Origin of the sequence: Phormidesmis priestleyi ULC007 (assembly GCF_001895925.1) — a bacterium.
GTDB classification, from domain to species: Bacteria; Cyanobacteriota; Cyanobacteriia; order Leptolyngbyales; family Leptolyngbyaceae; genus Phormidesmis_A; species Phormidesmis_A priestleyi_A.
The window spans coordinates 30,383-51,936 of record NZ_MPPI01000035.1; the positions used below are offsets into that span (position 1 = coordinate 30,383).

Genomic DNA, 21,554 nt, shown 5'->3' on the forward strand with positions numbered 1-21,554 from the left:
GGTTAACGTTTAGGAGGGGACGGTTCGGTTGAGGGTTTAGGAGACGGTTTAGCGGTGCCACGAGCGCGCTCGACCGAGGCTTTGGCGTTTTGCATGGCTTGGATCGCAAAGGAGTCGTTGGGGCGCTCATCCAGCGCTCGTGTGAAGTAGAGCAGCGCAGTCGCGGCATCTTTCTGCTGATCGGCGGCATAGCCTGCTTTCATATAGCGATCGTAAACCGAGTTTTGGCTGCCATTCGTCGCTGGAGCAGGCTTGGTCGCAGTAGTCGGAGTTCGCCACTTATAAAAGCTGACCACTTCTTCGACATAGGGGGCGATCGCAGGTTTGCCGTAGCTGGTCGCATCGCCCGTCATCCACCAGGCGGCCACTCGACGCACTGCCATAAACTCGTTGTTGCCACTGGCGCGATATTCGTCTCGCAAGACATCGCGAATCACGCAGGTGACGACTGATTTGGCGGCGGTGGCATTGGCTTCAAACTCAGTTGGCGAAAGCTCACGACCCGTACACTGTTTTGACCAGCGCGCCAGCGTATCGGGTTTGACCTGCCATTCGCTATAGAGACCGTCATTTTTGGTTGCAGTTTTGGGGGCTGCCAGCCGCAACGCCTCGACCGTTTTTCCGACTTGAGTCTCTGAGACTTGCGCCTGAACTGGCATTGTGCTGAGACAAAGGCTGACCCCAAAACTGCCAATTATCCCAACCCATCGCAATTCGTGTGAAGCTCTAAAAGATAAAAGTTTCATATCGTAATGAGATTGAACGGTCTAAAAAATTTAAGAAATGGAGAAGTACCTGATCTAGAAGTGTCGCACTAACAGGACGGATTTAGATCCATCGCAGTAGCCAAAAATTGCCGATCGCAATCTGCCACATCCGTAAATTATATTGCCACCCCATCAGAGGGAGTCCTAAATAAACGGGCATCCAAAAGACAAAACCGACTAATACCAGCACGATCGTCCAGTTTGCCAAACGCCTGAGTCGAGGCGTGTTGCTGCGAAACCAGCGATCAACTAGCCAAGCCAGCGCCAGCGATGCAAAAACCGCAGACCCCATATAGTGATAGAGAAACACGCAGCGAGTCACGCGCACCCAGGGCAAAAGATTGGCGGCATAATTGACGACGAGAAACAGCACAATCCAGACTTCTTGGATCGGCAACAAACCGATTTGCTGACGGGGCGTGAGCGTTTCGATCGGACTGAGCAATGCGTTGAGATTTTCGAGCAGAATCCAGATCAGAAGGGCGATCGCCCCTGTTGAAAACCACCACAAAACCGGATTGCCCATCGCGTGAACGTCATAAATGACGCTTCCCGATGTGATGGCCGAAGCCGTGCCACGCGTCGGAATCGGAGCCGTCAAACTGCTAGTAACTTGATAAAAATAAGCAACCGGACGCTGCATCCAAATCCAGCTCACCCACGTCGAACAATAGGGGTGAATGTTGGCACCGCTGCCGACCCGTTCGTGATAAGACAAAATCTGGTTTTGCACCTCCCAAAAGCCAAAATCGCGACTGAGATTGAGATGAGGAATCCAGATCAGGCGGTAGAAAATAGCGGGAACGGCTCCCAAACTCAGCAGCAGATAAAAGGAATTGAGCCGCGCCAGACGGTAAAGCGGCGTGTTGGCAAATGGGTCAGGGAGTGGAGTCGCCGATCGTCGCATCTGTCTCACTAGCCGAATCGCCAGCGCAATGCCCCACAGCAAATATGCCCCCAACAAAAACCACAAGCCGTTCCACTTAATCGACGCGGAGGCTCCAAAAAATAGTCCTGCTAACGCCATCCACAGCAGCCATTTTCTGCCCGGTGCGTCAAGTGCTTTGAGAAAAAACCACTGTCCCAACAGCCCAAAGATCACTAAGTAGACGTTGTTCAAGGCATAGCGAGACTCGACTAAAAATAATCCGTCGGCGGCTGCAAACAGTCCGGCAATTAATGCGTAGCTGCGGCGATGACTGAGCTGATAAGCGATCGCCGCCACCACTAGTGGAATAAACGAGCCAGTCAGCGCATTTAACCAGCGATAACTCCAGGTGCTGAGGGGCGAACCCGCCAGTGAGTTAACCGTGTCTTTGCCAACGGGAAGTTGATTGCCGATCCAGATTCCGATCGCGATTAAATATTTGCTGAGGGGTGGATGCCCGTCAAAAAACGGGGTATGTGTCAAATAATTGTGAGCAAACTTGACATAATACACTTCGTCAAAGACCAAGGCATTAAATCGTCCGAGTCCCCAAAATCGCAGACAGAGAGACCCGACCCATAGACCGAACAGCCCTAGCCACAGCCCAGATTTGTTTTGCTCAATTGGCTTTGTGAACCCACTCATAGCGAATGCCCAAGCACTTTTGACTTTTTAGCATACGTTAAGTCGGCAAGTTAGATGTACTTCATCTGTTCAGGAATTGCCATGTCAATATGTTGGAGTCTATTCAAGCCATCAAAAAATCCAACGGTTTCTATTAATAAAGATGACTCTATTTGACTTGAGGATGTGATAGAAATTGTAATGAGTTGCGAATCTTAAAAAAACATTAGTGCTGCCCAAATTGCATTCTTTGCAATCGATCGGCGATCGTTGTAGATTACAAACCAGTCTTCCTCTAGCTTTATACTCTGAGATAACGTGATGGCTCACCTGCTCCTCCAGTCCGTCTGGTTAATTCCCTGCTACTCACTTTTAGGCGCAGCCCTTTCTGCCCTTTGGTTTCCTGGCATCACTCGCCGCACTGGGCCGCGCCCTGCGGGGTATGTCAACGCCATTATGACTTTTCTGTCGTTTGTTCATGCGGCGATCGCGCTGACCGCAACCTGGAACCAACCTGCCCGACAGATCTTGATTCCCTGGCTGCAAGTAGCGGGGCTAGATTTAACCATTCCGATCGAGATTTCTTCACTGACGGTCGGCGTAATTGTCGTCGTCACGGGGTTGAATTTGCTGGCGCAAATCTTCGCGATCGGATACATGGAGATGGATTGGGGCTGGGGACGACTCTATTCGCTAATGGCAGTGTTTGAAGCCGGGATGACTGCTCTTGCTCTCTGCAACTCACTGTTTTTTAGCTACATCATTCTCGAAATTCTCACCCTCGGCACCTACTTAATTGTGGGCATTTGGTTTAACCAATCGTTAGTGGTGACGGGGGCGCGAGATGCCTTTCTCACTAAGCGAATTGGTGACTTATTTTTGCTGATGGGCGTGATTGCACTGCTGCCGATTACCGGAACCTGGAACTTTTCAGAATTGGCAGAATGGGCGAAAACAGCAGAGGTTGATCAAGGCGTGATTACCCTAATCGGATTGGCGTTAATTGCTGGCCCGATGGGTAAGTGCGCTCAGTTTCCCCTGCACTTGTGGCTCGATGAAGCGATGGAAGGACCCGTTCCCGCTTCAATTTTGCGGAATTCTGTCGTGGTTGCCACAGGTGCATGGGTGCTTGTCAAGCTAGAACCCGTGCTGTCTCTGTCGCCTGTAGTGCTGTCTACGATGATGGTGATTGGGTCAATTTCTGCGATCGGTGGCTCACTGATCGCCCTCGCCCAAATTGACATCAAACGAGCCTTTTCTTATCTGGTGACTGCCTACATGGGCATCGTGTTTATCGCGATCAGCGCTCAACAGACCGAAGCGGCATTGCTGATTGTGTTAACGCACGCGTTGTCAATGGCGTTAATGATGATGAGTAGCGGTGCTGTTGTTTGGAATAGCATTACGCAAGATGTCACGCAGCTAGGAGGGTTGTGGGCACGTCGTCCGGTATCAGGCTTGGCGCTAGTGGTTGCCACGTTAGGGCTGATTGCACTGCCGCCCTTCGGGAGTTTTTGGTCAATGCTAAAACTTGCCGATGGTCTGCAAGAATCTGGGCATCCCTGGCTCGTCGGTGTATTGCTAATCGTGAATGCTCTCACCGCGTTTGGACTGACTCGCGTGTTTAGCCTCGTGTTTGGTGGCAAACCCAAACAAATGTCAGAGCGATCGCCCGAAGTGCATTGGCCAATGGCACTACCGATGATTATTCTGTCTGCCTTTACGCTGCATCTGCCGCTGATTTTGCAAGCGCTGTCGCTGCTGCCTGATTGGGCAAGTCTTAATAAAGACATGGCACTATTGTTAACCTGGTCAAGCCTTTTTGGGTGCGGTCTGAGCGCAGCGATCTACTTAGGCAACTATATTCAAAAGCCTGTGCAGTTTCCGATTAAAGCGCTGCAAGATTTGGTTGCTTATGACTTCTACACGCCTAAACTTTATCGCAATACCGTTGTGCTTGGCGTTGCAATAATTTCTCAACTGACTTCTTGGATTGATAAATATTTAGTTGATGGCGTAGTCAATCTGTTTGGTTTAGCTACCCTGTTTAGTGGTCAAAGTCTCAAATACAGCACGTCTGGACAATCGCAGTTTTATGCGTTGACGATTTTGATTGGGGTGACTGTCTTGGGTGTCTTTTTATGTTGGTCTTCGCTCTCGCACATGGTGCTAGTGATGACTGCTAGCTTATCTCATCAGCAATTTTTAGGCTAAAGGATCATAAATCACTATGCTGAGTGCATTAATTTGGTTGCCTGCGATCGGGGCAGCATTGGTCGGATTTCTCCCCGGTAATATTTCTGCTAGTCGGGCGCGAGTGGGCGCGATCGCTATTTCTGGCACCCTGTTGCTTTGGACGATCTATCTACTCACACAATTCAATCTCTCAACGCCGGGGCTACAGATGTCAGAATATCTGCCCTGGATTCCGACTTTAGGACTGAACTATAGTCTAGGAGTCGATGGCTTGTCGCTGCCGTTGGTGGCATTGAGTAACCTGCTGACTTTTTTGGTGATTTTTAGCAGCGATCCACAGTCTCCCAAGTCAACACCTCTCAAGCGTCCGCGATTATTTTATTCGTTAGTTTTGCTGATCAGTGCTGGTATGGCAGGCGCATTACTCGCGCAAAACTTACTGTTGTTCTTCCTATTCTATGAAGTGGAGTTAATTCCGTTTTATTTGCTGATCTCAATTTGGGGCAGCGAGAAACGCGATTATGCGGCGATTAAGTTTCTGCTCTACACGGCGGTTTCTGGGATTCTCATTTTAGCGGCGTTTTTAGCGATGAATTGGTTGACCCATGCGTCTAGCTTTGACTATGACGCGATCGCCACTCAAGGGCTGTCTCAACGCACTCAATTAATCTTGCTAACGCTGATGATTGTCGGCTTTGGCATCAAAATTCCGCTTGTGCCGCTTCACACCTGGCTGCCCGATGCCTATGTTGAAGCCTCGACTCCGACTGCAATTTTGTTAGGCGGCGTTTTAGCCAAGCTGGGCACCTACGGCTTAGTCAGGTTTTGCTTGGGGCTGTTCCCCGAAACTTGGTCATTGGTTGCGCCTGGATTGTCGATCGTCGCCGCAGTTAGCGTCATGTATGGCGCACTCGCCGCGATCGCTCAAAAAGACATTAAGCGCATGGTCGCTTATAGCTCGATCGGGCACATGGGTTATGTTCTCTTGGGGACGATCGCGTTAACGCCCTTAGCCCTAGTCGGTGCCGTTTCTCAGATGGTCAGTCATGGTCTAATTTTGGCACTGTTGTTTTATCTCGTGGGCATCATCGAGTCAAAGGTCGGCACTCGCGATTTAGATGTGCTCAACGGGTTGCTCAATCCGATTCGTGGGTTGCCGATGGTTAGCGCACTGCTGATCTTGGCAGGCATGGGAAGTGCCGGAATTCCGGGTATGGCGGGCTTTATTTCAGAGTTTTTGGTGTTTCAAGGCAGCTTTTCTGCGTTTCCTTTACCGACGCTGCTGTGTGTGGTGGGTACGGCATTAACCGCCGTTTATTTTGTGATTTTGCTGAACCGGACTTGTTTTGGCAAGCTTGACACGAAGACTGCCTACTATCCTAGAGTCACCTGGTTAGAACAACTTCCGGCGCTGGCACTCACGGGTCTGATTATCTGGCTCGGTGTGCAACCCACTTGGCTCGTGCGCTGGAGCGAATCGACGACCACCGCTATGGCTTCGGCGACTTCAGTTTATGAGTCTCGGCAATTGGCAATGAAACCGATCGGGCATCTCAGTCAAGCATTTCCTTCTGGTGTTGCAGAATAAGGAGATGAAATGGCTGTAGGGGCAATCTCCCCGTGCCTACCCCGGACGGAGAGCAACCACGGGGGGATTGCCCCTACCTCATTCCTCTATTCAGTACACAAATAATCTCATTCGATCGCTCTTCTACTCTGTGAGAAAATCCTATGAACGTGACCGCAACCCGCACCAAACTGCCGCCTTCACAACATCAGTTTGCTGACATTATTCATCGCCTCGAAGCAGGGGGGTCGATGCTGCCTGACACGCCCGAAAACTTGATGCAAATCATCGGGTTATACAAAGCGTATGCAGTGCCGATGGATTTCTATTGGCGAGATTTGCTTTATATTGGTGAACAGGTTTTTCTCAATCCGTTCCCATTCTTCAAATACTTCATCTCAGATGAGTATATGGATCGGCACAACCATTATGCGGGTGACGATGCTGATCTGCGAATCTGGCGTGGCCAAGCCGATGCCCACCCCGAACTGCGAGAATTTATGGACAAAGGGGAACTGAAGATGAAGCTTCCCCGATTGGCGCATCACCTTTGGCACGATCGCATCAACATGGAATTTGCCGAAGAGTGTATGCGCTCAATGCTCTGGCATCGCGGTATGTATGTGCCCGTCAACCAGTTCGATCCGTTTTTGGATAGTGATGAATATAAGGCAAATGCCGATCGAGCGATCAAAGCTTATTTCAAGGGCAATCCGGCAATGCTGGCCCTACACAAAGCTTTCCCTGAGTTGTTTTTAGAGCAGTGTCGTCAATCGTCTTATTACGCCAACTTGGGGTTGTTTTGGGAAGTCATGGCTCCGGTGTTTTTTGAGATGTCCGATTTGTATGATGAGGGAAAAATGACCAGCGTTCCTCAAGCAATGGATTTTTTGGTGAACGGGATCTTCGCGATCGCCGGACGACCCATTTATCACCACGTCTATATTCGAGGTGAATGCTACGAAATCATTCCCAAATCGAAAGGCTTTACCTGGCTCTATGAAGCGGCACTGCCCTATGTCGAAGCCGTGTTTTATCGCACGTCTCCATTTCGCGGCACTAAGTCTTATAACGCTCAAGCGGGACAGGTTCCTGCCGATCAAAAAGACTTTCACTTCGGCGTGTTGTATGCCGACAAGTTTCCGGTTGGGACGGCTGGCATTCCGCCGACGCTATTGGCGCAAGATATGTTGCACTTTTTGCCTCAATATCTCGTGGATTATTACCGGGAGCATTGCCGAGGTGAAGACGATATGCTGATCCAGTTAATCATTAGCTTTCAGCGATCGATGTATTGCGTCACGTCTGCCGTAATTCAAGCGCTGCGCGGTGCGTTGCTCTATCCCTTAGATGACCCGAATCCGAATCATTTGAAAGCAAATCGGGCATTTTTTGAGTCACAGATCGATCGATTCCTGCGCCCCGAAGCCCGAATCAAAGACATTCAGACCCCAGATTATCGTTAGGCTCGTGAATTAAATAACGTGAGTTTGACGAGTTTTTTCGCTTCGTTCTCAGCGGCTTCTGCCCCCTAAGTCCCCCAAATTGGGGACTTAGGGGGCTTCCCGAATTCATCATCGGAGTGAACTACTTCTATCGAACTCACTTTGACTAGTGTTGGTTACTCGCAAAGTTAATGGGCACGGCAGTGCCATACCCGTACGGTACATCATCCTGATAGATCGCAACGAGAGCAATGGCACGTCCATACGGTAGGGGCACGACATGTCGTGCCCTCATGCTCCATGGCTCGAAACGGCTTGCCGCAAGTTTCCTTGATGGTCTGCTAAAAGTCGATCGCTCTCTGCTTTTTCTAACCCTGTCCAGTGCATCAAGAGCGCAAGTTTCACCGATCGGCCACTTCGCTCTAATAAAAATCCAGCTTCTTCGCGACTCAAATCAGTCAGGTCTTGCAAAATGCCGAGGGCCCGATCGTGCAGCTTTTGATTGGTCACAGCGACATCGATCATGCGGTTGCCGTAGACTTTGCCTAGCTTCACCATGACGCTAGTTGAGAGAATGTTGAGTGCCAGCTTAGTGACAGTTCCGGCTTTGAGGCGAGTGGAACCTGCCACCACTTCTGCACCGACTAGCAATCGAATGTTGACATCGACATCAGCGCTCACCTGCTCGATCGGAACGCAAGCGATAAAAATCGTGGTTGCGCCTCGCTGTCGGGCGGCTCTCAGTGCCCCGTGAACATAAGGCGTTGTGCCACCTGCGGCAATGCCAACCACTACGTCAAGCTGAGTGATGTGATGATGGGCGATCGCGGCGGCTCCATCGTCTGCCCGGTCTTCCAAGCCTTCAGAGCTTCGCACCAAAGCTGATGCGCCCCCGGCAATGATGCCTTGCACCAAGTCAGGAGGTGTGCAAAACGTGGGCGGACATTCTGCCGCATCTAGCACACCCAAACGTCCGCTAGTGCCAGCCCCGACATAAAACAGCCGTCCGCCTTGGCGTAGAGACAGCGCGGTGCGATCGATCGCCTCTGCCAGCGATAATTTTGCATCGGCGATCGCGGTGATTGTTTTGGCATCTTCGCAGTTAAATAATTCAACTAGCTCGATCGCTGACAATTGATCCAGATTCAAGCTGTTGGAATTGACCTGCTCAGTCAGCAAGTGACCCCGCGTTTCGAGTGGTTGCATGGAGGTTAGTAATTAGAGAAGTCCTTCTAGCTTGCGACGCATGCGCTCGATTTCGGGGTCGGGTGGCTCGACTTCTTCGATCGCAGTGTCGCCTTCGGGCTTCCAGTCAGTGGAGTCGAGATTTTTTTCGGGCGGAGAGAGCAAGACGCGATCGAACTCATCTTGAGGCACAAAGCCTTGAGGAATCAGCTTGCACTCATAGCCTGACCCGTTGCAAAATTCCTCGACTTCATCTTGGTCGATCGCTTCGACCGCTGGTTCGGGGAAGTCTTGCGCCTCAAGCAGTAAGGCGTAGCGGATGGCATCGTCTTCTTCGGCAAACATTAAGACCACATTGCGATCGCCAATGCTAATGCTGTGAATTCCCTCATTTTCAGTTCGGGCGTTAAACAGGAGAACGAAAACTCGCATGGTTTAAGACAGGTGTGAATTGTTTTTACATTAGGTTACTGCAAGATCAGCCCCAATTTATTTTCTATCCAAAGAGGAGTCTAGTGCATCAATTTTTATTGGGTTTCAGTTAGAGCATCGAAGGAGTAGATCAGCGAGTTGAGTTCACTTTGTGGTGCAGCAAGGTGTGATGGTCGGTGGAGCGGTCAGGTTTTGTTGTTGAAGTAATTCATTCCAGGCGGCGATCGCATTGTTGTTTTTGGAAACGCGAATCTGGGTGCCTAATTCAGAGAGTGCATCGTACCAAATTCCATATTTTGCATAGTTTGTCGCGCGTTCTAGCGGGGTTTTGGCGATCGCGAGTTCTTGCTGTAATTTGGGAGAAGCGGTCATATGTTCGATCGTGCCTCGACGAACTACTGGGGTGTCGATCGATTCATCACAAAAGATCGCCAGTTCCCAACGATAGGTTCCTTTGGTTAAAGGCGGGGCGGTTGTTGGCACCGAAAGACTAATAATTTGGGATGTCGAGGTTGTTTTAGGAATGCGGAGAATTGTCTTATAAATCAGCTTGCCTTTAGCATCTTGTAGTCGCCATTGGGCTGGCGCTTCTGTGTTGAGTTGGGCGGGAAGACTAAACCAAACCGTCGGACGATCGCGAACCGTTAAGCCCCATAAAGTATCTGGACGAATCACTGGAACTAGTGCTGTGAAGCTTTGATAGCGTTCTTCACAAGGGCCCCTACTCCCGCCCCCTTGACCACGATCGCTCGGTTCACCCGGATCAGGAGGCGTGGGCGGATCGAACCGAATCCGCTGTGGAGTTTGAGGTTTTGCTTCGCTCAAATGAACGATTCCAAGCAAGCTCACGATTGAGAGAGTGAATGCTGCGACGGATGCTTTGATGAATGACATGATTATACCTATTTGATTTGTGAATATGAGAGATCTGCAAGAGGGCACGGCAGTGCCATACCCATACAAAAAAGGCGCTATCTTAATTTTCTTTCATGAATCATGAAGCGGTAAGCAACCCCACCTGCGGTTAACCAGACAGCCCCCAACATCGGCACAAGCGGAACCCAGCCGCCCCAGATCAGCAGACAATAGCATCCACCTATGACTACAACACTATTGAGTATAATCGCGATTATAAATCCCTTGGCGTGGCGAAACTTCCAGGCAATTAGTCCTCCTAGAATCGAGCCACTGCCAATCCACAGCACCTCAACCCAGGGCGACCACACCCACAGTAGAGGACGGTGATCTAACACAGCACTGAGCATCTGACTTACCATCTGAGCATGAACAAACACACCGGGCACTCGCTGCGGAAAGCTCTTTCCGTAAGGTGTTGCAAAAAAATCGCCGCTACTGGGTGCAGTCATGCCAATTAAGACGACGCGATCGCGGATGGCTTCAAGGTTCATTTGCCCGTTGAGCACCTGACGCACAGTGACTTGTTGGGCAATATCTTGAGGCGGCAGCGATCGATAGTTCAACAATATTTGACTTCCTCGCGCATCAAGGGACTGATATCCACTGGTGCGATCGCTCAATCCTAAAAAAACGGTGTTTGCTAGTTTGAGATGGCGCTCAGGGGTAAACGTCGGCAAAATAGGGCTGGGTTCCGCCGCGAGATATCGAAAGGCAAGCTGAACACTCAGCGCATAGGGTGTAGTACAGGTGGAAATTGTCTTGGGGCTAACAAACAACAAGTGACGGCGAATCACACTATCTTCGTCTTGCACAAAATCACTGAAGCCAATCTCGCTAGCGCGAATATTGGGCGGTGGCGCAACGCCGATTAAGTCACGGGACATCGGATCAGGACGCTTGCAAATAGCAATCAATTGATCGCGTTGAGTCAGTTGCTCTAATCGTTGTTTGAGAGATGGATTTTGCGTGGGGAAGTCGCGGTAGAGGTCGAGTCCGATCACGCGGGGATGATGACGCGACAGAACGTCTAGCAATCGATCGAGCGTTGCATCTGATAAAGATCCGGCATTCTGTTTTTCAATATCTTCTTCATCAATTCGCACAACTAACAATCGGGCATCGGGCGGCTCTGGTGGGCGATATTGCATCAAGCGATCGAAAGTTTGTAGCTCTAGCGGCTGCATCCAACCCAACCAGCGCAGAGTTACGATCGCGAGGGTGATGATTAAACTAGACTGCGCGATCGTGATGGTTTGCGATCGCGTGAAATGGGGACGCGACGATCGAGGTGCAGACCAATCTGACCAGCGTGAAGGCACTTCTGCCGGGTTTTGACAAATCACAGGGAGCCACGTTGCACACGGAAAATCGCCTTCTAACGATTGCAGTTTTTCGCGCGCTTCTCGAACGGCAACATAGAGCGATTTGCCTTGGGCAAAGCCTGCTAAAAAGTGTTTGAGAAAGTCTTGCGCTACCCGATCGGGAACAGGTTCTCGCATTACAATTGTTTGCGTTAGCTGCAAATCTGCTAGATCATAGGCGAGTCCTAATCCATCACAAGAATTAAAAATTGCCAATTTCAGCCCGTGAGCGATCGCGTGGCGCAATCCATATTTCAACTGTTCGATCGTGATCGTTTCAGTTTGGTTGATTTGAATGCAGCCTTTTTTACGACTATCGCTATGACCTGCGAAAAATAGAATGTTCCATTCTGATTGCCAAAGATGATCTTGAACGGTTTGTAGCGTTGGTTCAATTAACCATTGAATTTCGGCATTGGGTAATTGCTGAAGCAGTTGGCGATCGCGTTCGATTTCAATTCCTTTGGCGTTACCTAAAATGCTAAGGATTTTTACTTTTTGACGATGTGTTTTTGATTGAAGTTGCGGCACTTCAATCGATCGAGCAAAAGTTGGCAGACTGAGCGCAATTTCAGCGATCGTATAATCGGTTAGAAAATCCCATAAATTCCACGGTAGCTGTAGGACTTGTGGATTTTCAGCCACAATAATCAATCGAATCGCATGGTGGGGAGAGAGTCGAGTTCTCAGCGATCGCTCGATCGGTTGAAACGAGGGAGCGTTCAGCCATTGATTGAGACGACGCTGAAGCGTTTTGGAAAGGACGTTAAATTCCGCCAGCGAAACATGAGTATCATCGTCATTCTCGACTTCAAAATCAGGCAGCCGCCGCAACCCCAAATGAGCATACAGTGACGAATATTGCGATCGCCAACGTTGATGAGCATTCACAAGGTCAGGCATTGCAGGCAGACTGCCGCCAAACTGCATTGGGGTTGGGTGATTGGGTTCCCAAAGTTGCGCGAACACGCTAGGAAATCCAGTTTCCCAGTGTCCCTGCCCAAAATTGAGAACAATGACAAACTCCATAATCTACACAACAAAAGGTTCAACGATGGTTTCAGTCGCGATCGCAAGTTCGATCGTAAAGCGAGTTGCGATCGGGCATTTAAATCGCTTCAGTTGAATGAGATTGTCTTGATCGGTTGCTGTAATAGTTTGGATAATCTCATCGGTGCCCGATCGCAGCGTCAGCCGAACTCCACTCGGTAACGTGGACTGTGGATCAGCCGATCTAAGCTGAATACGAATCGTGAGGCGATCAGAGGAATCAGGGTCTATTTGCACAATCAGTAACAGCGATCGGCGATCAAGATCAACCATTTTGACTCGCTGAACGGATAGTGCAGAGTCAGCCACTTGTCGAAAGCTATAGGCAAGTGTACTAGTGTTGTCGAACAAACTTTCTAAACTCTGCCAACTTGTTTCAAAGCTCTGCTGTAGCCAACGGCTTAAATTAACAATAGGTGTTTGCGATTGGCGTTGAAGTCTCACCAAGCGATCGCGCCAATCAGCTTGTTCGACTAATGCGCCCCATTGGACAAACGGCAACACTGAGCGAGGCTCAATGACTAAGGGATGCGCTAATTGTTGCAAGAGCGCTTCCGCTTGAGTTGCAGAAATCGGATTGAGCGGCGCAACCGTTGAGCGAGTGACTTCATTCAATTCTGCCTGCTGTGCCACCCAAAACACGCCGATATCTCGAATTAGATAGGCGGCATCTAGCGAGTAAGTACGATCGTCTGCATCATACGTCCCCAATGTTTTAATTTGTTCGTGGGTTGTATATCCCCAGATCCGCAATGTTGCGTCATCTGGATTAATCTGAACTGCAAAATAATAGTCTCCAACCCAACTTGGAATATCCATCCATTCTTGGGGCACTCGCAGCTCAGAAGTGTCGATCGAGCGAGTGGGAATCAGAATCGCTCGACAGTTATTCCAGACGATCGAGGTGCCATTCACCAGTTGCCAAGCCGAAGCCAGTTGCGAACCCGACAACCCGCTTTGAGCATGAGGAATATATTCTGTTTGTATCCAGGGCAACACGGTCTGCAAACACACTTGATTGAGATAAGCGCTCCAACTCGCTTGCCCTTGAAGCGGCTGCCATGCAGCATCATGGACAGACGGTGGAATCTCTAAACTCAGTTCAGTCAGACAGTCTAGAAAGGTCATAGTCATTGCTCCGAAGCTTGATTTGACGGGCGATCGCTGGAGTCGTGGTTAGCGTAATAGTGCTGAAGCCATTCATCCAACTCAGCCCCCATGACATTTATCACGTTGGAACTAACAGAAATATGTAAGTCCTGACTCCAACGCACTAATTTCAGCAATAATGTTTCTCGCGTTTTCGTCAATTTGCGAGAAACGGTATATTGCTGTATCTCAAGTTGTTTGGCAATTTGTTGTTGGGTCAACTGCTGCTGATAATAAAGCGCTAATAGTTTTTGCGTTGTGGCATCCAGCGAGGCAATGCCATCCACCAACACTTGAGCAATCTCACTGTGTTGGGTCTGACGCTGCTGATTTTCTTCTTCAACAATCAGCGTTTCTAACAGTGAATTGCTGTCATTGACCAAATTATCCTGCAACTCACTCGATTCGCGATCGCCCCTGGGTGCATTCAGCGAGGCCACTGAGGGATACAGACTATTTCGCACTCGACTCGCACAGTACAACAGCCAGCGCTCTAACTCAACCGCAGTCGTCATCGTCCATTCTGGCGATCGGGCATGATTATAGCGATCGACCATCACTTGCCAGGTTTCCGAGTCAGGCGCAGTCGATCGCCGCAAACCAGGCGTTTTCGCAGGTTTATAACTTGCCTCAAAGCATTGCCATGCCAACACAAGCTGATCAATTCTCATGCGGCTCAGTCCTTCTTGCTGCAACACTTCGATTAATCGCTTGCGGCTAAGTTTGAGCAACAGTCCCCACTCGTTGCACAGATCAATTTCGCGCCGTTGTCTGAGCCAATCGCGAACCACATTTCCAAAAGCAGTACTCGCGTAGGTTTTTAGGGTTGCTCGACCACTGACTTCACAAGCTTTGAGAATTTTGGGAACGGACGCGATCGCAATCTGAAAAAAATCTGCAATCTGACTGGCTCTTTGAGACTGAATGACTTTTTGAACGCTCCAATAGCAAGCTTCTTGTAGATAAGCAGAGAGATGCCCGATCGCCAGCGATCGTGGCTCTTCGGCTTCTGCCTGAGCGCATTGATGCCAAAATCTTTCCCAAAAGGCAGGTTCCGCCTCTGGTCGGTTTTGAATCTGCTGCTTGATACTGCGCTGAAGTTTTGCATCCACACTCCAGCAAGTCGCTACATTCGATTCAAACTGAAGAAATGTCGAAAACAGATCGGTGATGCTGTGACGAGCGTGCATGATCAAAACCTCACCACGGATTTCCTACTAGGGTAAAGGCTGCCCAGTGATAGGGGTGAGATAAGTTTGTACTAGATGCGATCGCTTGAGTCGGTAAATCTTTGGGGTGCAGCCGATTATGCAGCATCTCAAGCTGGGCAAATCTGAGCGCTTCCGCCTTGATGGTCGCAGTTTTGAGCTGACGATAAAATGCCTGCATCAAGAGTGGAGTGCTGAGATCGCTGACTGACCATAAGGACGCGATCGCCGCTTTGCTGCCTGCTTGCACCGCTAATCCTGCAAATCCTAGCTCGGCGTTGCGATCGCCTAAGGCAGTTCGACAAGCACTCAAAACCAGGAGTTGCACGGGCGGCTGCTGCAATCCTAATTCTTGAAGCTGATCGAGGCGAAGCTGTTGATTCCAAAACTGAATATAAGAGCGATCGATCGTTCCGGCGGCAAACTCAGCGTGAGTCGCAAAATGCACAATGCTATAGGGAAAGCTGGCTCTCTGTTGACGGAGATTTTTGAGCGTAAAGTCTTGATTGAGCAGTTGTTTGCCATTCCAGGGCGGTTGAGTGATGGCCGCGAGTTCGAGCGGCACACCGGGCAAGGCAGGCTGATTGTTAAACGTTGAGGCTCCCATTGCCAACACTTGAGTTTGAGAAGAGTTGCGAGCTGCGCGATCGAGCAAATTAAAAGCGGGAATGATTGCCAATTGATATTTCTCAATCAAAAACTGTTTTCCGTCGTGCAGCGCCGCGATCGGGAGGCTCCGCAGCCCGCTTCCTAAGCAAAAAATCAGGAGATCGGTATTCCCTAACTCTGGGGCAATGGAGCCAATCAGCCATTGATATAGCTGTTGTCCTGGCTGAAGATATTCATCGGGTTCTGAATCGGGACGCAGAATGCCCATCCGAAATGCCTGAATCGTTTCCAGCAATCGCGCTTGATTAGCGGCGGGCACTTTTTTCTGAATCAGCTTTCCAGTCTCTAAAACGAGAATTACGTCTAAGCGATCGGGCTGCGGAATTGCATAGATCAGGGCCGCATGATGCTTCGTTTGTTGATTAATTTGTGCCAGCGATCGCGCAATCTGTGCTGCCGGAAGAATCTCACTGGTCAGTTTTCCTTGAAAGTAGTCTTCATACTGCTTTTTCCAACGTTGCTCAACTTGCTCGATCGTCGCTGCAACATCAGAAGACTGAGCAGGTTGCGAAATAGGGGACGGGGCGATCGGCGGGTCGCATAACTCTGAGTTAGCCGCAAATTCAGCCTTTCCACTCTGAGCCAGAATTCCCACAAGAAGGCAGATTACCAAAGACAGCAGCACCCAAGGTTGAAGTTTTCGCATTGCATTAAACAGCAAATTGAAGATATAGATCTACGTCGTATTCTATCTAAAGATTTTTTACCCTCGCTGATTCAAACACAATTGTTGAGCATAGTGGTTAGGGCTGTTCAATCCTAGTGCGATACATGGGTGGCACTCTAACGCAATGAGGGTCAAGGAAATCGATTAAATCGATCAGCTTGCTGTGAAGTACCACAAGCCTCTCCGCCTCAACTTTTGGCATATTTGCCATCACGTCAATATCCTCTCTTAGCTTTGTGAACCAACTCGCAAACTCTGGATCGCTCATCTTCTTCACACTTCATCGCAGTTGGCTTACTGCTATAATTACTTGCATCGTACTTGATCTCGAACACAAGCATATAGCTTTGAAAATAAAGAATGGAAAGCGATCGCTCCCTGCAAGGAACGATCGCTTCATTAGACCTCCTGCATGAATAAAATTCTCGACGTAAACCACCCTGCGATCTCGCCCCCTAACCCCCAATTCTGGGGGAACCGGAGTTCAAAGTCCCCCAGAATTGGGGGATTTAGGGGGCGTTCCCGAATTCGTGCAGGAGGTCTATTAGTGTTTACAAACCTGTTTCGGGGTCGTGTTCAACTGCTGTGGGGTCTACTCCCATTGGGGAAACAATATCGCGGAATAGCGTAATTTGTTGATCAAAAGCTAACCCTTTGATCTGGTTAAGCAAATCGTTTGCTTCAGAAGAAAGCTCATAACCCGCAGGCATCGGCACGATCGTGCTGTTCTCCATGCCTTGAGCGAGACGATACCAAAATAGCAGTTTGGTGGTGTCGCCAAATGCCCCATACATGCGCGTATATTGCGTGTTTTTGCGATTAATCAGATCCCGTTGCACTTCTAACTGTTGCTCGTGAGATAAGTCTTTGACTTGATTAAAAAGCCCCTCAGCAATATCCGGAGAAACGGTGCTGGCTCCCGGAGCAGCCGGAGTAATTGAGTCACCCATTTCAGTATAAATAAACCAGAACAAAGCTAGCTGCTGGTCTGTGTCTAAGCTCTGAAAGGCGCTGACTGACTCGTTTTCAGTGTTTGATGTGGTGTATGTCATAAAAACCTCATAATTTACCTTCTGAAAGTTATCAAGAGAGTCAACGGTCTTCGCCTCGCTAAGGGGTGACTCTATAACCTAACTTCAGATGGAGGTATCTATTACTTTGCTCGATGACAGTTTGAGAGAAACCTTAATCTACAAAAGAATAATGACTCGAAGATTAGAAAATAAAGTAGTGATCGTCACTGGGGCCGGAACCGGAATCGGCGAAGCGATCGCCCACAAGTTTGCTAAAGAAGGCGCGAAAGTTATAGTCAATGGATTGCCCAGCGATCCGATCGAAGAAGTTGCAAACGCCATTCGTCAGTCGGGCGGAACTGCGATCGCCTATGCAGGTGATGTCACTCAAGAAGCAAGCGCTCAAGGAGGGAATTGCGACGATCGCCGATGTCTCTCAACCTGAGCAAGTGCAGTCAGCGATCGATAAAATTGCACAACAGTTTGGCACGATCGATATTGTATTCGCCAATGCTGGAATTAATGGAGTTTGGGCACCGATCGAAGAACTCACACCCGAAGAATGGGATAAAACCATCAACACGAATCTTAAAGGCACATTCTTAACTGTGAAGTATGCGGTGCCTTATCTTAAGTAACAGGGCGGAGCAATTATTGTAACAGCTTCGGTTAACGGCACTCGAATTTTTAGCAACAGTGGCGCGACAGCATATTCCTGCACAAAAGCGGCTCAAGGTGCGTTTACTGGTAGCATTTTTAGCGTCTGATGCATCGAGTCACATCACGGGCACAGAGGTCTGGATTGATGGCGCAGAATCGCTGTTAAAAGGTTAATTTAGCGTTGCACAATGAGAAGATGAAATGGCTGTAGGGGTAGCGCCCCCGTGCCTACCCCTGACGGAGGGCAACCACGGGGGGATTGCTCCTACCCAAATCATCCGTCCGTTCGCAATGCTGTTAAATCATTAGAACTATTCTTCATGCCACAAGTCTTTGGAAAACTGCCGACTACCGATCAGCCCTGGTCAATTTTAGGAGATTTACAACGCTTCAATCTTGAGAATCGCCACCTTCACCTTGACTGCGGAGAGGCTCAACTTAGACTCAGCATTCTCTCTCCTAAGTTGATTCGAGTTCGGTTAGCGCCCCAGGGAGAGTTTTTGCCCCGGCGATCGTGGGCAGTCACCCGTGACGATGATCAGTGGGAGATCCCTCAATTCGAGGTGCAGCAAACCGATGACGCGATCGTCATTCAAACCGATCAAATCTGCGTCAAAATTCAGCGACATCCTTGCCAAATTACCTGCTATGACTTGCAGGGTCAACCATTTGCTCACGATGCTGAAATGGGCTGGAGAACCGGGCAAGTTGCGGCTTGGAAAACGATTCACACAGACGATCACTTTTATGGGTTTGGAGAGCGATCGGGGCTTTTAGACAAACGCTACGAAATTAAAACTAATTGGACGATTGACGCATTAGATTATTCGTCAATCAATGATGAAATGTATCAAGCGATTCCGTTTTTTATAACGCTGCGGACTGGTTTGGTTTATGGCATTTTTCTCAACTCAACTTATTGGAGTCAGTTTGATTTAGGAGCTACAAAATCAGATGTATGGCAGATGCAAACCAACAGTCCTGAACTGGACTATTACATTATTTATGGAACAACTCCTGCCGACATTCTCGACACCTACACTCAACTGACTGGACGGATGCCCCTGCCGCCAAAATGGGCGTTGGGCTATCACCAATGTCGCTGGAGTTATGAATCAGAAGAAGTAGTACAGAAAATTGCCCAAGAGTTTCGCGATCGTCAAATTCCTTGTGATGTAATTCACTTGGATATTGACTATATGCACGGCTATCGGGTGTTTACTTGGAGTCCGAAGCGATTTCCTGATCCTGCTAAACTGATCGGCGATTTGAAGCAGGCAGGATTTAAAGCGGTGACGATCGTCGATCCAGGCGTTAAATACGAACCCGATGGTGACTATTCGGTCTATCACGAAGGGTTAGGAAACGAGTATTTTGTTCGTGGTGCTGACGGCAAATTGGTCTATGGCTATGTTTGGGCAGATAAGTCTGTGTTTCCCGATTTCTTGCGTCCAGAAGTGCGCGAGTGGTGGGGCAACTATCAAAAAGTGCTGACCGATGCGGGCATTGCTGGCATCTGGAACGACATGAATGAGCCGACTTTAGACGAGCGTCCGTTTGGTGACGAAGGCAAGAAAATCTTCTTTCCGTTAGATGCGCCTCAAGGCCCGATCGCAGAAGGGGGAACACACGCCGAAACGCATAACCTGTATGGATTAACGATGTCACGATCGGCCTATCAGGGCTTAGAACAACTGCGCCCCAACCAACGATCGTTTGTGTTGACCCGATCGGGCTTTGCCGGAATTCAGCGCTGGTCTGCGGTGTGGATGGGCGACAACCAATCCCTTTGGGAGCATTTAGAAATGTCGCTGCCAATGCTCTGCAATACGAGTTTGTCGGGGGTCGCTTTTGTGGGGGCAGACATCGGCGGGTTTGCTGGAAACGCAACACCAGAGTTGTTCGCTCGATGGATGCAGATTGGAATGCTGTATCCCTTTATGCGCGCTCATTCGGCACTGAAATCAAACCTTCATGAGCCGTGGATGTTTGGCGATCGCGTTGAGCAAATTTGCCGACAATACATCGAATTGCGCTATCAACTGTTGCCCTATCTCTACACGCTATTTTGGCAATCTACTACGACTGGCGCAGCAATATTACGTCCGTTGCTTTATGACTATCACAACGATCCTAAAACCTATGCACTACACGATCAGGTAATGTTGGGCGCGTCGATTATGGCGGCTCCGATCTGCCGTCCTGGAGTAGAGTATCGGGCAGTTTATCTACCCGAAGGCGTTTGGTATGACTGGTGGAGCGGCGATCGCTACCAAGGCAACACTTCTATTCTCGCCCACGCCCCACTCGAACGAATGCCGCTCTATATCAAAGCTGGGTCAATCATTCCGATGCAGCCTGTAATGCAATTTGTAGATGAACACCCGATCAAGCAACTGCGCCTAAAAGTTTGGTCAGGCGATGGAGAATTCACCTTGTATGAAGATGACGGGGAGAGTTTTGAGTTTCGATCGGGTGCTTGGGCAACCACAACCTATCGAGTCAGAGAAGTAGACACAGCAGTGATCGTTGAAGTTGAAGCGCGTCAGGGTGACTGGAATGTTGGCGATCGAGCAGTCATCGTAGAGTTAGTCGGCGTAGGAGAACAATCCTTTATCGACAACGGCAACATCCAGCGATTAGAATTCATCGCATTGAATGCGACTTGAGTTGAAACGCGATCGCTTTTAGGGACTTGCTGAGAAATAAAGTCCCAGGCATTCTAGAAGGTAGGAGATGGGGAATTACCCTGCTCCTAATCCAACCTCTAGAATAGGAAACTTTAGGAATGATGTTCAGCGAATCGGTCAAAGTCACTCTCAAAGATGCCGCTCAGAAACTGACAAGTCACCGCAAACGAGACTTCATGGCAAAGGTCGCCGAAGATTACTTGGATGGGTCAGCCCGAAAAGCAGAAACGGTTTTGGGATGGAATCGCGATGGGGTTCAACTAGGCTTGCATGAAAGACGAACCGGGATGATTTGTGTCGATAATTATCGGGCACGAGGACGACACAAAAGTGAAAGGGTGCTGTCTGATTTAGAAGCAGATATCCGCAGCTTAGGGGATGGACAGGCTCAGGCAGACCCAAAGTTTCAATCCACGTTCTTGTTACTCGCATCAGTGCTAGAGCCGTGCGAGCAGCCTTAATGAGCGAGAAGGGGTACGCCGAGCCGCAATTACCCACGCGTCAAACCATCGGTGCGATTCTTAATCGCATGGGATATCGCCTAAAAAAACACAGAAGACCAAACCCTTGAAAAAGATTGCTCAAACCGATGCGATTTTCGAGAATGTGTTCCGAGAGAATCAGACCTCGGATGACAACCCCAAATCGTTGCGACTCTCCATTGATAGCAAAGCCAAAGTCAAGATTGGCAACCTCTCCCGAAATGGGAAAGCACGAACCTTGGAGCCGAAGGCTGCCGATGACCACGATACAGCGTGGCAAGCCGTTTTAGTCCCCTTTGGCATTCTTAATACCGATACCAACCAGTTGTCGATTTACTTGGGACAATCTGCTGAGACCAGTGATTTTATCGTTGATTGTTTAACGACTGGGTGGGATGACCATCAATCCCACTACCCTGAACTAGATGGGGAGCATCCCACCTTTGCGATGAGTATTCATACTCAGTGCCAACCTCGCCATTCAATTGGACAATCTAATAGAAGTCGTTCTGAGAACCCGCGAAATGACCCCTGAACAAGGGG

At 49.3% G+C, this 21,554-nt stretch carries 19 protein-coding genes; 9 read left to right on the forward strand and 10 right to left on the reverse strand.

The window, feature by feature from the left end; genetic code table 11:
* Window positions 1–2: 2 nt before the first annotated feature.
* Complete coding sequence (locus BRW63_RS28490; RefSeq protein ID WP_181314453.1) at window positions 3–746, reverse strand: hypothetical protein; 744 nt, start codon at window positions 744–746, stop codon at window positions 3–5.
* An 82-nt stretch (window positions 747–828) separates the two neighbouring features.
* Window positions 829–2,340, reverse strand: a complete 1,512-nt coding sequence (locus tag BRW63_RS21095) for a dolichyl-phosphate-mannose--protein mannosyltransferase (protein WP_073074381.1) — start codon at window positions 2,338–2,340, stop codon at window positions 829–831.
* Between the two features lie 300 nt (window positions 2,341–2,640).
* Between BRW63_RS21095 and BRW63_RS21100 the strand changes: the two genes are divergently transcribed.
* From BRW63_RS21100 to BRW63_RS21110, 3 genes are all read left to right on the forward strand, one after another.
* Window positions 2,641–4,533 (forward strand): NAD(P)H-quinone oxidoreductase subunit F, encoded by a 1,893-nt coding sequence (locus BRW63_RS21100; protein WP_073074382.1) that lies wholly within the window; start codon window positions 2,641–2,643, stop codon window positions 4,531–4,533.
* A 16-nt stretch (window positions 4,534–4,549) separates the two neighbouring features.
* Window positions 4,550–6,103 (forward strand): NADH-quinone oxidoreductase subunit M, encoded by a 1,554-nt coding sequence (locus tag BRW63_RS21105; RefSeq protein WP_073074383.1) that lies wholly within the window; start codon window positions 4,550–4,552, stop codon window positions 6,101–6,103.
* Between the two features lie 143 nt (window positions 6,104–6,246).
* Window positions 6,247–7,548 carry a CO2 hydration protein gene (locus BRW63_RS21110; protein WP_073074384.1) on the forward strand — a complete coding sequence of 434 codons (1,302 nt, stop codon included), beginning with the start codon at window positions 6,247–6,249 and terminating at the stop codon, window positions 7,546–7,548.
* Window positions 7,549–7,818: 270 nt separating this feature from the next.
* Here BRW63_RS21110 and murQ read toward each other — a convergent pair whose 3' ends face one another.
* From murQ to BRW63_RS21155, 8 genes are all read right to left on the reverse strand, one after another.
* Window positions 7,819–8,733 (reverse strand): N-acetylmuramic acid 6-phosphate etherase, encoded by a 915-nt coding sequence (murQ, locus tag BRW63_RS21115; protein ID WP_073074385.1) that lies wholly within the window; start codon window positions 8,731–8,733, stop codon window positions 7,819–7,821.
* A gap of 12 nt (window positions 8,734–8,745) precedes the next feature.
* Window positions 8,746–9,144: a DUF3110 domain-containing protein gene (locus tag BRW63_RS21120; RefSeq protein WP_073074386.1), complete on the reverse strand. Its 399-nt coding sequence runs from the start codon at window positions 9,142–9,144 to the stop codon at window positions 8,746–8,748.
* Window positions 9,145–9,288: 144 nt separating this feature from the next.
* Window positions 9,289–10,038 (reverse strand): DUF928 domain-containing protein, encoded by a 750-nt coding sequence (locus BRW63_RS21125; RefSeq protein WP_073074387.1) that lies wholly within the window; start codon window positions 10,036–10,038, stop codon window positions 9,289–9,291.
* Window positions 10,039–10,115: 77 nt separating this feature from the next.
* Window positions 10,116–12,452 (reverse strand): CHASE2 domain-containing protein, encoded by a 2,337-nt coding sequence (locus BRW63_RS21130; protein WP_073074388.1) that lies wholly within the window; start codon window positions 12,450–12,452, stop codon window positions 10,116–10,118.
* Between the two features lie 3 nt (window positions 12,453–12,455).
* Entirely contained in the window at window positions 12,456–13,601 is a 1,146-nt protein-coding gene (locus BRW63_RS21135; RefSeq protein WP_181314452.1) for a DUF1822 family protein, read from the reverse strand.
* 2 nt (window positions 13,602–13,603) lie between these two features.
* A complete protein-coding gene (locus BRW63_RS21140; RefSeq protein WP_073074390.1) occupies window positions 13,604–14,812 on the reverse strand; it encodes a sigma-70 family RNA polymerase sigma factor in 1,209 nt (402 codons plus the stop codon).
* 10 nt (window positions 14,813–14,822) lie between these two features.
* Entirely contained in the window at window positions 14,823–16,145 is a 1,323-nt protein-coding gene (locus BRW63_RS21145) for a CHAT domain-containing protein (RefSeq protein ID WP_073074391.1), read from the reverse strand.
* Window positions 16,146–16,717: 572 nt separating this feature from the next.
* Entirely contained in the window at window positions 16,718–17,218 is a 501-nt protein-coding gene (locus BRW63_RS21155) for an orange carotenoid protein N-terminal domain-containing protein (protein ID WP_073074393.1), read from the reverse strand.
* Window positions 17,219–17,369: 151 nt separating this feature from the next.
* On the opposite strand from BRW63_RS21155, the gene BRW63_RS29650 reads away from it, so the two are divergent.
* The 6 genes from BRW63_RS29650 (at window position 17,370) to BRW63_RS21175 (ending at window position 21,546) form a co-directional block, all read left to right on the forward strand.
* Window positions 17,370–17,624, forward strand: a complete 255-nt coding sequence (locus tag BRW63_RS29650) for an SDR family NAD(P)-dependent oxidoreductase (RefSeq protein WP_219898664.1) — start codon at window positions 17,370–17,372, stop codon at window positions 17,622–17,624.
* Window positions 17,560–17,817, forward strand: coding sequence for an SDR family NAD(P)-dependent oxidoreductase (locus BRW63_RS29655; RefSeq protein WP_219898663.1), 258 nt, complete (start codon window positions 17,560–17,562; stop codon window positions 17,815–17,817). The genes BRW63_RS29650 and BRW63_RS29655 overlap by 65 nt, the downstream gene beginning before the upstream one ends.
* 58 nt (window positions 17,818–17,875) lie before the next feature.
* Window positions 17,876–18,013, forward strand: a complete 138-nt coding sequence (locus tag BRW63_RS29090) for a hypothetical protein (protein WP_219898662.1) — start codon at window positions 17,876–17,878, stop codon at window positions 18,011–18,013.
* A gap of 146 nt (window positions 18,014–18,159) precedes the next feature.
* Complete coding sequence (locus BRW63_RS21165) at window positions 18,160–20,508, forward strand: glycoside hydrolase family 31 protein (protein ID WP_073074394.1); 2,349 nt, start codon at window positions 18,160–18,162, stop codon at window positions 20,506–20,508.
* Between the two features lie 119 nt (window positions 20,509–20,627).
* Entirely contained in the window at window positions 20,628–20,990 is a 363-nt protein-coding gene (locus BRW63_RS21170) for a hypothetical protein (RefSeq protein ID WP_106254105.1), read from the forward strand.
* A gap of 73 nt (window positions 20,991–21,063) precedes the next feature.
* The gene (locus BRW63_RS21175; RefSeq protein WP_143162098.1) at window positions 21,064–21,546 is read left to right on the forward strand and encodes an ISAzo13-like element transposase-related protein; all 483 of its coding nucleotides are present in this window, start codon (window positions 21,064–21,066) and stop codon (window positions 21,544–21,546) included.
* Window positions 21,547–21,554: the final 8 nt, after the last annotated feature.